This is a genomic window from Macrococcus sp. PK, assembly GCF_022501545.1.
Classification (GTDB): domain Bacteria; phylum Bacillota; class Bacilli; order Staphylococcales; family Staphylococcaceae; genus Macrococcoides; species Macrococcoides epidermidis.
In genome coordinates this window covers 116,628-130,013 of sequence record NZ_JAEPRF010000008.1, presented here as the reverse complement: position 1 = coordinate 130,013, position 13,386 = coordinate 116,628, and the positions used below count along the sequence as shown (strand labels likewise).

15 protein-coding genes are annotated in these 13,386 nt (G+C 33.4%); 5 read left to right on the top strand and 10 right to left on the bottom strand.

The features are described 5' to 3' along the window. Window positions 1–14: 14 nt before the first annotated feature. The 3 genes from JJJ02_RS07095 to JJJ02_RS07085 form a co-directional block, all read right to left on the bottom strand. Complete coding sequence (locus JJJ02_RS07095) at window positions 15–992, bottom strand: alpha-ketoacid dehydrogenase subunit beta (protein ID WP_188017939.1); 978 nt, start codon at window positions 990–992, stop codon at window positions 15–17. A 3-nt stretch (window positions 993–995) separates the two neighbouring features. Then, complete coding sequence (gene pdhA, locus JJJ02_RS07090; RefSeq protein ID WP_096076895.1) at window positions 996–2,111, bottom strand: pyruvate dehydrogenase (acetyl-transferring) E1 component subunit alpha; 1,116 nt, start codon at window positions 2,109–2,111, stop codon at window positions 996–998. 192 nt (window positions 2,112–2,303) lie between these two features. Further along, the gene (locus JJJ02_RS07085; protein WP_239242882.1) at window positions 2,304–2,936 is read right to left on the bottom strand and encodes a YkyA family protein; all 633 of its coding nucleotides are present in this window, start codon (window positions 2,934–2,936) and stop codon (window positions 2,304–2,306) included. Between the two features lie 123 nt (window positions 2,937–3,059). On the opposite strand from JJJ02_RS07085, the gene def reads away from it, so the two are divergent. Then, window positions 3,060–3,614 carry a peptide deformylase gene (gene def, locus JJJ02_RS07080; RefSeq protein WP_239242881.1) on the top strand — a complete coding sequence of 185 codons (555 nt, stop codon included), beginning with the start codon at window positions 3,060–3,062 and terminating at the stop codon, window positions 3,612–3,614. A gap of 44 nt (window positions 3,615–3,658) precedes the next feature. On the opposite strand, the gene JJJ02_RS07075 is transcribed toward def, so the two are convergent. Together JJJ02_RS07075 and JJJ02_RS07070 are read right to left on the bottom strand one after the other, a co-directional pair. Then, the gene (locus JJJ02_RS07075; protein WP_239242880.1) at window positions 3,659–3,922 is read right to left on the bottom strand and encodes a hypothetical protein; all 264 of its coding nucleotides are present in this window, start codon (window positions 3,920–3,922) and stop codon (window positions 3,659–3,661) included. Window positions 3,923–3,933: 11 nt separating this feature from the next. Further along, on the bottom strand, window positions 3,934–4,710 hold the full coding sequence (locus JJJ02_RS07070; RefSeq protein ID WP_239242879.1) for a Cof-type HAD-IIB family hydrolase: 777 nt from the start codon (window positions 4,708–4,710) through the stop codon (window positions 3,934–3,936). A gap of 235 nt (window positions 4,711–4,945) precedes the next feature. Between JJJ02_RS07070 and JJJ02_RS07065 the strand changes: the two genes are divergently transcribed. Continuing rightward, entirely contained in the window at window positions 4,946–5,158 is a 213-nt protein-coding gene (locus JJJ02_RS07065) for a DNA-dependent RNA polymerase subunit epsilon (protein WP_096076900.1), read from the top strand. Then, on the top strand, window positions 5,159–6,871 hold the full coding sequence (rnjA, locus tag JJJ02_RS07060) for a ribonuclease J1 (protein ID WP_111714467.1): 1,713 nt from the start codon (window positions 5,159–5,161) through the stop codon (window positions 6,869–6,871). Between the two features lie 38 nt (window positions 6,872–6,909). Here rnjA and JJJ02_RS07055 read toward each other — a convergent pair whose 3' ends face one another. Genes JJJ02_RS07055 through JJJ02_RS07045 form a run of 3 tightly spaced genes read right to left on the bottom strand, consistent with a single transcriptional unit; the run spans window position 6,910 to window position 9,947 of the window. Continuing rightward, window positions 6,910–7,572, bottom strand: coding sequence for a potassium channel family protein (locus tag JJJ02_RS07055; protein ID WP_099580690.1), 663 nt, complete (start codon window positions 7,570–7,572; stop codon window positions 6,910–6,912). Window positions 7,573–7,584: 12 nt separating this feature from the next. After that, window positions 7,585–8,604 (bottom strand): cytochrome d ubiquinol oxidase subunit II, encoded by a 1,020-nt coding sequence (locus JJJ02_RS07050; protein ID WP_111714466.1) that lies wholly within the window; start codon window positions 8,602–8,604, stop codon window positions 7,585–7,587. Further along, complete coding sequence (locus JJJ02_RS07045; protein ID WP_240838209.1) at window positions 8,604–9,947, bottom strand: cytochrome ubiquinol oxidase subunit I; 1,344 nt, start codon at window positions 9,945–9,947, stop codon at window positions 8,604–8,606. Before JJJ02_RS07045 ends, JJJ02_RS07050 begins: the two co-directional genes overlap by 1 nt. 216 nt (window positions 9,948–10,163) lie before the next feature. On the opposite strand from JJJ02_RS07045, the gene JJJ02_RS07040 reads away from it, so the two are divergent. Beyond that, window positions 10,164–10,397, top strand: a complete 234-nt coding sequence (locus JJJ02_RS07040) for a glutaredoxin domain-containing protein (protein ID WP_240838207.1) — start codon at window positions 10,164–10,166, stop codon at window positions 10,395–10,397. Further along, on the top strand, window positions 10,390–11,220 hold the full coding sequence (locus JJJ02_RS07035; RefSeq protein ID WP_240838205.1) for a metallophosphoesterase: 831 nt from the start codon (window positions 10,390–10,392) through the stop codon (window positions 11,218–11,220). Before JJJ02_RS07040 ends, JJJ02_RS07035 begins: the two co-directional genes overlap by 8 nt. A gap of 43 nt (window positions 11,221–11,263) precedes the next feature. Here the strand turns inward: JJJ02_RS07035 and ptsP are convergent, their stop codons facing one another. Beyond that, window positions 11,264–12,973, bottom strand: a complete 1,710-nt coding sequence (gene ptsP, locus JJJ02_RS07030; protein WP_255724818.1) for a phosphoenolpyruvate--protein phosphotransferase — start codon at window positions 12,971–12,973, stop codon at window positions 11,264–11,266. Next, complete coding sequence (locus JJJ02_RS07025) at window positions 12,973–13,239, bottom strand: phosphocarrier protein HPr (RefSeq protein ID WP_099580678.1); 267 nt, start codon at window positions 13,237–13,239, stop codon at window positions 12,973–12,975. Before JJJ02_RS07025 ends, ptsP begins: the two co-directional genes overlap by 1 nt. Window positions 13,240–13,386 lie beyond the last annotated feature (147 nt).

The window sequence follows — 13,386 nt, the reverse complement described above, 5'->3', positions numbered from 1 at the left end:
TTTTAAAACTCAAATTAGAATTCTAAAGTCTTTTTAGCTGCTTCAATGATGTCTTCTTTGTTAGGTAACCAGACATTCTCAGCTTGAGTGTATGGATATGCTGTATCAACAGCTGCTACACGTGCAATTGGAGCTTCTAATGATAAAATCGCACGTTCTGAAATTTCAGATACTACAGTTGCACCAACACCAGCTTGTTTTTGAGCTTCCTGAACCACTACAACACGTCCAGTTTTTTCAACTGATGCAATAATCGTTTCGATATCTAATGGTTGAACAGTACGTAAGTCGATTACTTCAATTGAGTGACCGTCTTTTGCTAACTCTTCAGCAGCTTTCAATGATTCCTGAACCATTGCACCATAAGTAATGATAGATAAGTCAGTACCTTCTTGTTTCACTGCTGCTTTACCGATTTCAATTGTGTACTCTTCTTCTGGCACTTCTTCACGGAATGAACGGTATAATTTCATATGTTCTAAGAATACAACTGGATCATTATCACGAATAGCAGAAATTAATAATCCTTTTGCATCATAAGGGCTTGATGGAATTACCACTTTTAAACCTGGCGTTTGAGCTACTAAACCTTCTAAGTTATCTGCGTGTAATTCAGGTGTGTGAACGCCACCACCGAATGGTGAACGGATAACAACTGGTGCAGATTTCGTTCCACCAGAACGGAAACTTTGACGTGATAATTGTGCTGCTAATGAATCAAATACTTCGAATACAAATCCGAAGAATTGAATTTCCATTACCGGACGGAATCCAGTTAAAGTGAAACCTACTGCTAAACCACCGATACCTGATTCTGCAAGTGGTGTATCGAATACACGATCTTCACCGAATTCTTTTTGAAGTCCTTCAGTCGCACGGAACACACCACCGTTGACACCAACATCTTCTCCGAATACTAAAACGTTTTCGTCATTTTTAAGTTCAGTTTGAAGTGCATTTGTTATTGCTTGGATCATCGTTAATTGTGCCATGACTTACTTCGACTCCTTCTCTTTATAAATTTCATATTGCTCTTTTAAATGGAAAGGCATTTCCTCTGTATACATTAATTCGATTAATTGAGATACAGTTTGTTTAGGAGTTGCATCTGCTTCTTTAATCGCATTTTTAATATCTTCTTTAGCTTTTTCAATAATTTCGTTTTCTTTATCTTCAGTCCATAATCCTTTGTTTTCCAGGAATTTACGGAATCGAACTAATGGATCTTTCTTAACCCATTCAGCATCTTCATCTGAAGTTCTGTAACGTGTTGGGTCATCCCCCGCCATTGTATGTGGACCATATCTATATGTGATTGTCTCGATTAATGTAGGACCTTCACCAGCAATTGCTCTGTCACGTGCTTCTTTTGTTGCAAAGTAAACAGCTAATGCATCCATACCATCAACAACGATACCTGGAATACCTGCTGCAACTGCTTTTTGAGCTAATGTTTTAGCAGCAGTTTGTTTACTACGTGGTGTAGAGATTGCATAGTTATTATTTTGGATTACAAAAATTGCAGGTGCTTTGTATGCAGACGCAAAGTTAATACCTTCATAGAAATCACCTTGTGAAGTACCACCGTCTCCTGTATATGTAATCGCAACGGATTGAGTGCCACGTTTTTTAAGTCCTAACGCTACACCAGCTGTTTGAACGTATTGCGCACCGATAATGATTTGAGGTGATAATGCATTCATTCCTTCTGGCATTTGAGAACCTAAATAATGACCTCTTGACCATAAAAATGCTTTTGTTAATGGTAGTCCTTGCCAGATTAATTGAGGAACATCACGATATCCTGGTAAAATAAAGTCATCTTTTTCAAGAGCATAATGAGATGCTAATTGAGAAGCTTCCTGACCAGCTGTCGGTGCATAGAATCCTAAACGGCCTTGTCTGTTTAATGAGATAGAACGTTGATCTAACACACGTGTCCAGACCATTCTTTCCATTAATTCTACTAATTGTTCGTCCGTTAATTCAGGCATATATGCATCATTAACTACATTTCCGTCTAAATCTAATACTTGAACTACTTCAAATTTTTCTTCGATTTCACGTAAATTTGAAACAGCGTCGAATGGGGCTTTTTTCTTAAGAGCCATTCTTTTCACCAAACCTTTCATTTATGTTTTAATTACATAATCTATCATAGCATATTTGTGTACTACAGATAAAGAAAAAGATATAAAAGAAAAAACAGCGTCACAACAATAGTTGTCGGCACTGTATTACCACAATATTTCCGCTGTTATATATCAGTAAACGCTTTCATTTTAACAATTTTGTCACAATAATTAGTTTTTATTCAATGTTTCTACAATTGGCTTTTTATTTTGTTCAACAAGTCGCGTTATCTTAGTATAATCATCTGTCTTTGTCTGAAACTGTTTATATAATTTAGAAATAACATTGATTTTTTCATTAACCACGTTTTTATCTAATGTATCTTCTTTTAAATATTGAAATAATTCATTCTCTTTATTAAGGATATTTTGATATGAAGTCATTAAGTTTGAGTGTTTAGCATATTTCTCGTCTAAAGTACCAACTAACTTCTCAACCTGTTGCTTTTGCGTTTTATCTTCAATTGCTTTTGCATCTTTCTTTGATTTATCAAAAATTTCTTTAGATTTCTTCATAATTTCTGCTTCTTTTTTAGCGATTGCTTTACGTTCTGAAGTATTTTTTATCAGTTGATCTGCAAGGCCAGTCATCTCACCTGATTTCGCTTTATTCACCTTATTAAATAGCTGTAATTTATTATTTTCAAATTTCTCTAATTTTTCACTGACACTAACTATTTGCTGCTCTTTAGTATTTGCTTCATCAATTTTTTGATAAAAAGCTTCTAAGTTTGCTGTTTTGTTCGTACATGCTGCAAGTATTACAACAAAGAATAATAATATAAAACCTTTTAAACACTTCATTAACATTGCCTCCTCTTATTTGCTTATAATGTTATATTTTTTTACATATTATTTCAATGTATATAATGCATTTCCACTGATTATCTGATATATTTTATAATAATAAAGTGAGGAGATGTTACGATGCTAACAATGAACGACATCATTCGAGATGGCCATCCAACTTTGCGAGAAAAGGCACAGGAAGTTGAACTACCATTATCAAATGAGAACCAAAAATTAATCGATGATATGCTAGAATTTCTTAAAATGAGTCAGGATGAAGAACTCTCAAAAAAATATAAATTGCGTAGCGGTGTTGGTATAGCTGCGCCTCAGCTTAATCATAATAAACGTATGCTTGCTATTTATTTTTATGATGAAAAAACTGAAAAGTACGTTGAACATCAATTGATTAATCCAAAGATTATCAGTCACAGTGTTGAAAAAGCTTATTTACCTACTGGAGAAGGTTGCCTTAGCGTCGACGAAAACATTCCAGGTTTAGTTCATAGATATGCTCGTATTACTGTTAAAGCATTTAAACCTGATGGCAGCGAAGTAAAATTACGTCTAAAAGATTTTGCTGCGATTGTTGCTCAACATGAAATTGACCATTTAAACGGTATAATGTTCTATGACTATATCAACAAAGAAAATCCGATGGCAGTTCAGGACAACGCTATCGCTGTGCAATAAAAAATTATCTGTTAAAACATTAATGTTTTAACAGATAATTTTTTTTAAATAAATTCATCTTTTCTTTTTTCGTAGTGAATTCCTACTTCTTCTAAATACGAAATCACTTCTCGCATCGTTTCTACATCCATAAATATTGGATCATTAACATGCGGTGCCGTGTGTACTTCTACTGGATTAAATTTCTGATATACAAAGTTCATAATAACTTCGTTATCTCTTCTGTTAAACTCAAGATGATCTAGTATTAAAGTTTCATGATTGGCAGCGCTACTAATGACTTTTTTTATATTTGCTATATTATCCATTTAATTATCTCCTAGTCTATCAGATTAAAATGTTTGAACGCTTTTGTTAATCCTTCTTCATGCACATCTTCTGTCACATAATCTGCTACTTCTTTTAATACATCTACCCCATTACCCATTACAATACCTAACCCGACACCGTGAATCATTTCCAGATCGTTCAAACCATCTCCGACAGCGATACAATCTTCTATCGGAATATTCAATGCCTCACTTACTTTTTTAATGCCTTCAAACTTCGAACCGTTTACTGGCACAACATCACGACTAACTTCATGCCATCTAATAAACTTTATCATTTTATATTGATCGTCATATAATTTATCTTCTTCTTCACCATTGAAGATCAAGGTCTGATAGATTGGTTTATCGATATAATATTTTTTTTCGTATCTTGGATGTTCAAACTTTAAAGTACTAATACTTTCCCTAATGTTCTCATGAAATTCAATATTAGAGACCATCTCATGTTCATTTAAAAATACGAGTGGATGTTCATTTGAACTTGCATCTTTCTCTAATTGCTTCAAAGTTTCCAGATCTAACGGATTTTCATAGATTACTTCTCCATTCATCACCGCATATTGTCCATTAAATGAAATATAATTTGTTATCCCGGTTTCTTTAATTACCTCTTGTAACATAAAAGGTGCACGGCCAGTAGCAATCGCTAATAAATGCCCGTTTTCCTGCAACTTTTTAATCGTTTCTTTCGTATCCTCACTCATTTCTTTATCGTCATTATATAATGTTCCATCAATATCAAAGAAAATCAAATGCTGCTTCATGTTTAAGCCTCCGTACAATATTTTTACTTTTAGTTTACCTTTTTGTACGCATTATTTCAAAAATGTATTATTATATATATGAAGAAGTTGCATGCAAAGACTTTACACTACCATATTAATTCATGTAAGATAAGAATACTTATACATTTAATATAAATGTCTTGTACGGTTTATGTTTAGCCCTAGACTCCTAGGGCATTCTTTATGTATATAATAATAAGGAGGCTATTTATTAATGGCAATTTTTAAAGTATTTTTTCAAGAAGACAAAAGTGAAGTAATTATTCGTGAGAACACACAAGTTAAATATTTTGAAGCTGTAAGCGAAGAACAAGTTAGAAGATATTTAATTGATCGTCCTTATAACATTGAATTTGTTCAGGAATTAAAAGGTGCTCATTTAGAGTACGAACAAAAAGCTGAAAATTACAGCGTGGAGACGATCTAAATGAAGCCTTTACAAAAAAATGAAGTTGGTGTATTCGCCCTTGGTGGTATGGGTGAAATCGGTAAAAATACCTACGCCGTTGAGTATCAGGACGAAATTATCGTTATTGATGCAGGTATCAAGTTTCCCGAGGACGAGTTACTTGGTATCGATTATGTCATTCCTGATTATACTTATCTTGTACAAAATCAGGAACGTATAAAAGGATTATTCATTACCCATGGACACGAAGATCATATTGGTGGTGTACCATTCCTATTAAAACAGTTAAACGTTCCAATTTACGGTGGACCACTTGCACTAGGTTTAATCCGAAATAAACTTGAAGAACATGGTTTACTTCGCACTGCACAGTTAAATCCAATTACAGAAGACAGTGTCTTTGAATTTAAACATCTGAAAGTGTCGTTCTATTTAACAACGCATTCTATACCAGAAGCATATGGTGTAATCGTTGATACACCAGAAGGAAAAATAGTGCATACTGGTGACTTTAAATTTGATTTCACGCCTGTTGGTGAACCTGCTAATATCGCAAAGATGGCACAGCTTGGTGAAGAAGGTGTGTTATGTCTATTATCAGATTCAACAAATGCTGAAATTCCGAACTTCACGATCAGTGAACGTGAAGTTGGACAAAACGTAGAACAAATTTTTAGAAAATGTACTGGCAGAATTATTTTTGCTACATTTGCTTCAAATATATATCGTGTTCAGCAAGCTATTGAAGCGGCAGTTAAGTTCGATCGTAAAATCGTTATATTCGGCCGTTCTATGGAAAATAATATTAAAATCGGTACTGAACTTGGTTATATTAAAGTACCACCTGAAACATTTGTAGAAGCAAATAAAATTAATAGTATCCCAAAACATAAATTATTGATTTTATGTACGGGTTCTCAAGGTGAACCGATGGCTGCATTATCTCGTATCGCTAACGGAACACATAGACAAATCTCAATCATTCCAGATGATACTGTTATATTCTCATCTTCACCAATTCCAGGTAATACATTAAGTGTTAACCGAACAATCAATGCATTATATAAAGCTGGTGCGGATGTTATTCATGGTAAGCTATCAAATATTCATACATCAGGTCACGGTTCACAGGAAGAACAAAAATTAATGCTTAGATTAATGAAACCTAAATTCTTCATGCCGATTCATGGTGAATATCGTATGCAAAGTTTACATGGTCAACTCGGTATTGATTGTGGTGTAAATCCTGAAAATGTATTTATCCATGAGAACGGAGATATTTTAGCATTGACTAAAGACAGTGCTCGTTTTGCTGGTCGTGTACCATCGGGTAATATACTCGTTGATGGAAGTGGTATCGGTGACATCGGAAATGTTGTCATAAAGGACCGTAAAATATTATCTGAAGAAGGACTTGTTATTGTCGTTGTGAGTATTGACTTTAAAACAAATCAGTTGCTTAGTGGTCCGGATATTATTTCACGAGGATTCGTCTATATGCGAGAATCAGGTCATTTAATTTATGATGCAAGTCGCCTATTGAAAAAGAAAGTAATCGAGAAATTAAATTCTGGTGAAGAACTCGAGTGGCATCATATTAAAAATGTCATTACTGAAAATTTATCACCGTATTTATATGAAAAGACGAAACGAAAACCAATGATCTTACCGATGATTATGGATGTTAATAAAAATAACGAACAACTTGTTGAACAAGAAACGACAAAATAAAAATAGACCCGCAAGGGTCTATTTTTATTTCGAATAATTTAGTCATTAATAATCTTTTTCTCAAAACGATTTAAGTCATTATCATGGCCAATCATAATTAATATATCTCCATTTTCAATAACTACACTTGGATCTGGTGATACAATTATTTCTTTACCGCGTTTAACTGCAATAATATTTAATCCATAATTTGCACGTATATCTAAATCAAGTATAGAATTGCCAGCTAGTGTTTCTCCGGCACGTATCTCAACGATCGAATGCTGATCTGAAAGTTCAAGATAATCCAATACAGAAGAGCTTGCTACATTATGTGCAATTCTTCTTCCCATGTCTCGTTCAGGATGAACAACTGTATCTGCACCAATCTTATTTAATACTTTCGCATGATAATCATTTTGCGCTTTTGCTGTAACTTTTTTTACACCGATATCTTTTAAGATTAACGTTGTTAATATACTTGCCTGTATGTTATCTCCTATTGCAACGATAACGTGATCAAAGTTACGTATACCTAAACTCTTTAATACGTTCTCATCAGTTGTATCTGCAATAACTGCATGCGTTGCAATATCTGCATATTCATTGACACGCGCTTCATCAGAATCTATAGCCATTACGTCCATATCCAATGCATTTAATTCTTTAACAATGCTCCCACCAAAACGTCCTAAACCAATAACTACAAATTCTTTTTCCATACTACCCCTCCGTTATTTCTTCTTACCTTTAACATATTCAGTATCAAATACGAATAGTCTCAATAATAAATATAAAGAAGGAAGTAATAAAAGTAAACCTAAAATAAACACCACAACTAATCCAAATGCCATCGTTTCATTTACAACAGCTTTGTCCATATTGACATAAGGATATAAAATATAAGGTAACTTAGAAATCCCATACCCATAGAATGCAGAAGCAAATTGCAGAATGACCATGATAAGGCCTATTTCAAGATTTTTCTCAAAATAATATAATGCAAAAGCAATTAAGAAAAATACGATACTTAGTCCAAATAACCACCAGTATTGTCCTGTTGCAACATCGAAATGTTCTTTATTTTGCTGTCTTAAACTCAAAAATGTAAACTGACAAATTACAAGCATTGGTAATGCCCATATTAAAAACCATGTTCGAAGTATCTTATACGCAGGTCTATCTTTTGCTTTGTGTGCATAAACTGTTAAAAATGCTGAAGAAATATATAACACTGAGATGATACATAAAAATACAACACTCCATGCAAATGGACTCATTAATAATTCGAACCATTTCAATTCAACACCTTGAGCAGTCTTTGTGATAAAGCCACCTTCTGATATGGTTAATACTGTTGAAAAAGCTGCAGGAATCAGTAATCCTGAAATACCATATAAGGCTACCCATGCAAGTTTAGAGTCTTTCCCATACGTTTCAAATGCATAAAATGACCCTCGTATTGTAAGCAGTATTAACGCTATACTTACAGGCAGCAACAAAGTTGAACCGAAATAATAAGCTGTATCAGGGAAAAATCCTACAATACCTACGAAGAAGAACACTAAAAATACATTAGTAACTTCCCATACAGGATTCAAATATCTTGATATAACGTCTTTTAATTCATTTTCCTGTGATGTAAGTTTCGCATATAAAATAAAGAAACCGGCACCGAAATCAATTGCTCCTAAAATAACGTAACCAAATAGAAAAGTCCATAATACTAAAATACCAATATGTTGATAATCCATTATTTGGCACCCCCTTCGGCAAATTGCTCTACATCAAATTGTGCCGGCTTATCTTTATACATACGGAGTAATACGTAGCTACATGAAAAACCTAAAACAAGATAAAGTAATCCAAAAGCAACAAGCACAAGGCTCACACCATCTGCATGCGTAGCACCTTCAGCAACTTTCATATAACCTCGTAATAACCATGGTTGACGTCCCATCTCAGCTAGGAACCATCCAAATTCAATAGCTAACATGCACAGAGGCCCAGTTAAAGCAATGAGATATAGCATAAAATTATGCGTTGCTAACTTATTTTTAACTTTATTTAATATTACATAAAGTACACTGACAGCAAAACTAAACATACCGAAGAACACCATAAGATCGAAGAAATAATGAATGATCAAAGGGGGTTGTTCATCTTTAGGTATTTCATCTAATCCTTTAACAGTCGTATCAAAACTGTTATCAGCAAGAAAACTTAACATACCAGGTATTTTTATTGCGCCTTTTACTTCCTGTGTTTTTTCATCAAGAACACCAAATAAGACTAAGTCAGCATTTTTATCACTTTCAAAATGCCATTCCATTGCCGCTAATTTTTCCGGTTGTTCATTGTGCAGGAACTTCGCTGATAAATCACCCGCTAATATCGTCAATAAACTAAAAATCAACCCTACAATCATCGCCATTTTTAAAGATTTCATGTGATAATCTTTATCTTCTGGAAATTTATTACGTAATAATTTTACGGCTGCTACACTCGCGATACAAAAAGCAATTGTCATTCCACCTGTTGTTACAACATGGAAAGAACGCACAAAAAATGAGCTATTTAACATTGCTTGTATTGGATCAATATCTACTAGCACTCCATTTTTTACTTTGAATCCTTCCGGTGTATTCATAAATGAATTTACACTTGTGATAAATAACGCGCTTAATGTTGAACCGATAATAATTGGTATATTAAGTAACCAATGTGTCCATTTATTTTTAAAGCGATCCCATGTATATAAATATATACTTAAGAAAATTGCCTCAAAAAAGAATGCAAATGTTTCCATAAAGAGTGGTAATGCTATAACCTGACCACCCAACTGCATAAAAGATGGCCATAGTAATGACAGCTGTAAACCGATAATCGTTCCTGTAACAACACCTACAGCTACTGTGATTGTAAATGTTTTTGCAAAACGTCTTGCCATTGCCGTATATTTCGGATTATTATATTTTATGCCTAATCCTTCCGCAATCATTATCATCAGTGGCATTCCAACACCTATTGTGGCAAAAATAATATGAAAACCTAACGTCATCGCTGTTAATAAACGACTTAACACAACACCATCCATGTATATCCTCCTTTTGTGATTGTACTCACATTTCTTTAAGTTTAATACACCTTATAAGGAATATAAAGCGAAACGCCTAACAGTTTTGTGACAAATATGTGATCATCTTCAAACGATTTAAATTACATTTGACCATAATACCATTAATATTGATAATTCTGTCTGAAATCGCTATAGTATTTATAGTTATTAAAAAGTAGTAAAAGAGGTAATGATATGAATATTGAAATATACACACAAGATAATTGTCCACCATGCGAATTTATTAAAAACTACTTCAGACAATCTTCACTTCAATTTAAAGAAAAAAATATCAAAAATATGGCATATAAAATAGAGATGATTGATTACGATGCTTTGAGTACCCCACTTATAAAAATAGATGAAAAATTATTCTATACACCAGATATCGAAGCCATTGAAAAGTATATGGAGACTAAAAATGTTTAAGTTATTAATGTATAGCATGATAGACCGCTTCGGAAAAAGTTTAGTACCATTATTCCATTCCAATCCCAAAAATGTTGATGTAGATAATATAACTATTAAAGGCTTGAGATTACACCATGCTCGACCGCTATCAATTGTACATATCTCAGATTTACACGTCGGCTTTCAGTATAATTATCATGATTTAATAGAACACATTAAAATAATCAATAAACTACAACCTGATATCGTCATGATTACCGGAGATTTATTTGATAATTTAGAAGTGTTTAAAGAAAATCCTAATGATTATATACCATTACTAAAAACAATTAAAGCCCCTTTAGGCGTGTACTTTTCTTATGGTAATCATGATCAGCGTACACACTTAACACATGATTTAGAAACAGTATTGACTAATAGTCATATAACAGTGCTGAATAACTTTGGTAAATATATTAATTATGATGGCGAAGAAATATATATATGTGGTACTGATGATATTCTTAATGCTTCCGGAAATATCGAACAGGCAATACGAAACAGAAATCATCCCAATGACTACACTATTACTTTAGTACACGAACCAGATTATGCAGATTTTGTAAAGAAATTCAATGTTGACCTCCAATTATCTGGCCATAGTCACGGGGGACAAATTTTTATTCCTATGCTTGGTGCACCAATTAAACCATCATTAGGAAGAAAATATTTAAAAGGTTTATTTAATTTGAAATATAAAAAACATAGCATGTATCTTCATGTTTCCCGTGGTCTTGGTAGTACACATTTACCAATTAGAATATTCGCTAAACCACAAATTACAAAGATTTACATCAAATAAAGAAGAAGCTGAAAATTTTCAGCTTCTTCTTTATTTTGTTTAACTATAGATAAGCATCTACTAAAGAGATTACTTCTTCTTGCGTTGAGCAGTTTAATGCCTGTTCAGCTATTTTAGCCATTTCAACTTGACTTAAGTTTTTAATTTGACGACGCGCTCTTAAAATACTTGTCGCACTCATAGAAAACTCATCTAAGCCTAATCCTAATAATAGTGGAATAGCTGTTGTATCCCCAGCCATTTCTCCACACATACCTGTCCACTTACCTTCTTTATGGCTTGCATCGATGACTTGTTTCACAAGTCTTAATATTGCAGGGTTATATGGTTGGTATAAATAAGAAACACGCTCAGACATACGGTCAGCAGCCATAGTATATTGAATTAAATCATTCGTACCAATACTAAAGAAATCTACTTCTTTAGCAAAGATATCAGCCATAGCTGCTGTTGATGGGATCTCAACCATGATACCTAATTCAATATTATCGCTAAATTTAATATTTTCTTTCGTTAAGTTAGCTTTTTCATCTTCTAAAATAGCTTTTGCCTCACGGAATTCGTTAATTGTCGCGATCATCGGGAACATGATACTTAAATTACCATGAACAGATGCACGTAATAAAGCTCTAAGTTGAGGTCTGAAAATTTCAGGTTGTGCAAGACATAAACGAATTGCTCTGTAACCTAAGAATGGATTCATTTCTTTAGGTAAGTTGAGATAAGGTAACTCTTTATCTCCACCAATATCTAATGTTCTTACAACAACACGTTTACCTTTCATCTCTTTTAAAACTTTAGCATAAGCTTCATACTGCTCATCTTCAGATGGCATAGTATCGCGTCCCATATATAAAAACTCTGTACGATATAGACCAATACCCTCAGCGCCATTGTTTACAACACCAGTTAAATCATCAGGTGTTCCAATATTTGCTGCTAGTTCTACATGTTTTCCTTCTGAAGTTACAGTTTTATCATTAACAAGTTGTTTCAGTAATTCTTTTTCTTCAATAAATTGAGATTGTTTCTGCTTATAGGCAGTAATTGTCGCTTCAACAGGATTAAGAATTACTTCTCCTTCGATGCCATCAACAATTACAAAATCACCTTGCTCAACGAGAGCAGTAATACTTTTTGTACCCACAACCGCAGGAATTTCTAACGAACGACTCATAATTGCAGAGTGTGAAGTACGTCCACCGATGTTCGTGGCAAATCCCTGAACAAAAGCCTTGTTTAATTGGGCTGTATCAGAAGGTGTTAAATCTTCTGCAATAATTACTACAGGCTCATCAATTAAAGTTGGATTCGGTAATGTAACACCTAATATATGAGATAAGACACGTTTCGACACGTCTTTAATATCTGCTGCACGTTCTCTCATATATTCATTATCCATAGATTCAAATATAGTAACAAAATTAGTTGCAACTTCAGATAAAGCAGCTGCAGCATTTGCTTGATTATTTTTAATATTTTCTTCAATTGGGTTAATAAGTTCCGGATCTTCTAAAACTAATAAATGCGCATCAAATATAGCAGCTTTATCAGCTCCTAATGCAACTTCTGCATTATTTCTAATTTGCATTAACTCTACTTTTGATTGATTAACAGCTGCTTTAAATTTTTCAACTTCAGCAGCTGTATCTGTAACTTTTTCTTCTGAAAAAGATAAGTCTGGCTCAATCATAAGGTAGGCTTTAGCAATCGCTACACCATCAGATGCGCCTATCCCTTTAATGTGTTCCATTATTTACTTAAACCTTCTTTAACTAAAACATCTGAGATAGCTTCGATAGCTTCTTTCTCATCTGAACCTTCAGCATAGATAGTGATTTCAGCATCTTTGCCTACTCCTAAACTCATTACACCCATAATTGATTTTAAGTTAACTTTTTTAGCGTTATATTCTAATTGAATATCTGATTCAAATTTACTTGCAGTTTGCACTAACATCGTTGCCGGACGTGCATGAATTCCTGTTTCATCAATAATTACGTAAGATTGTTGTTCCATAATAAAAACTCTCCTTTGGTTGCATTTGCAACAGTTTATTTTATATATAACTTTATTAGTCTATACGATAGATAATATATCAAATAAATACCTTAACTTCAATTAATTCAACGTCTTATAACAAACAATTATCATTATATATATCAA

What these genes read in the sequence shown, in the direction of transcription:
- JJJ02_RS07095 (WP_188017939.1), bottom strand. Translation starts at nt 992, where the DNA reads ATGGCACAATTAACGATGATCCAAGCAATAACAAATGCACTTCAAACT.
- pdhA (WP_096076895.1), bottom strand. Translation starts at nt 2,111, where the DNA reads ATGGCTCTTAAGAAAAAAGCCCCATTCGACGCTGTTTCAAATTTACGT.
- JJJ02_RS07085 (WP_239242882.1), bottom strand. Translation starts at nt 2,936, where the DNA reads ATGAAGTGTTTAAAAGGTTTTATATTATTATTCTTTGTTGTAATACTT.
- def (WP_239242881.1), top strand. Translation starts at nt 3,060, where the DNA reads ATGCTAACAATGAACGACATCATTCGAGATGGCCATCCAACTTTGCGA.
- JJJ02_RS07075 (WP_239242880.1), bottom strand. Translation starts at nt 3,922, where the DNA reads ATGGATAATATAGCAAATATAAAAAAAGTCATTAGTAGCGCTGCCAAT.
- JJJ02_RS07070 (WP_239242879.1), bottom strand. Translation starts at nt 4,710, where the DNA reads ATGAAGCAGCATTTGATTTTCTTTGATATTGATGGAACATTATATAAT.
- JJJ02_RS07065 (WP_096076900.1), top strand. Translation starts at nt 4,946, where the DNA reads ATGGCAATTTTTAAAGTATTTTTTCAAGAAGACAAAAGTGAAGTAATT.
- rnjA (WP_111714467.1), top strand. Translation starts at nt 5,159, where the DNA reads ATGAAGCCTTTACAAAAAAATGAAGTTGGTGTATTCGCCCTTGGTGGT.
- JJJ02_RS07055 (WP_099580690.1), bottom strand. Translation starts at nt 7,572, where the DNA reads ATGGAAAAAGAATTTGTAGTTATTGGTTTAGGACGTTTTGGTGGGAGC.
- JJJ02_RS07050 (WP_111714466.1), bottom strand. Translation starts at nt 8,604, where the DNA reads ATGGATTATCAACATATTGGTATTTTAGTATTATGGACTTTTCTATTT.
- JJJ02_RS07045 (WP_240838209.1), bottom strand. Translation starts at nt 9,947, where the DNA reads ATGGATGGTGTTGTGTTAAGTCGTTTATTAACAGCGATGACGTTAGGT.
- JJJ02_RS07040 (WP_240838207.1), top strand. Translation starts at nt 10,164, where the DNA reads ATGAATATTGAAATATACACACAAGATAATTGTCCACCATGCGAATTT.
- JJJ02_RS07035 (WP_240838205.1), top strand. Translation starts at nt 10,390, where the DNA reads ATGTTTAAGTTATTAATGTATAGCATGATAGACCGCTTCGGAAAAAGT.
- ptsP (WP_255724818.1), bottom strand. Translation starts at nt 12,973, where the DNA reads ATGGAACACATTAAAGGGATAGGCGCATCTGATGGTGTAGCGATTGCT.
- JJJ02_RS07025 (WP_099580678.1), bottom strand. Translation starts at nt 13,239, where the DNA reads ATGGAACAACAATCTTACGTAATTATTGATGAAACAGGAATTCATGCA.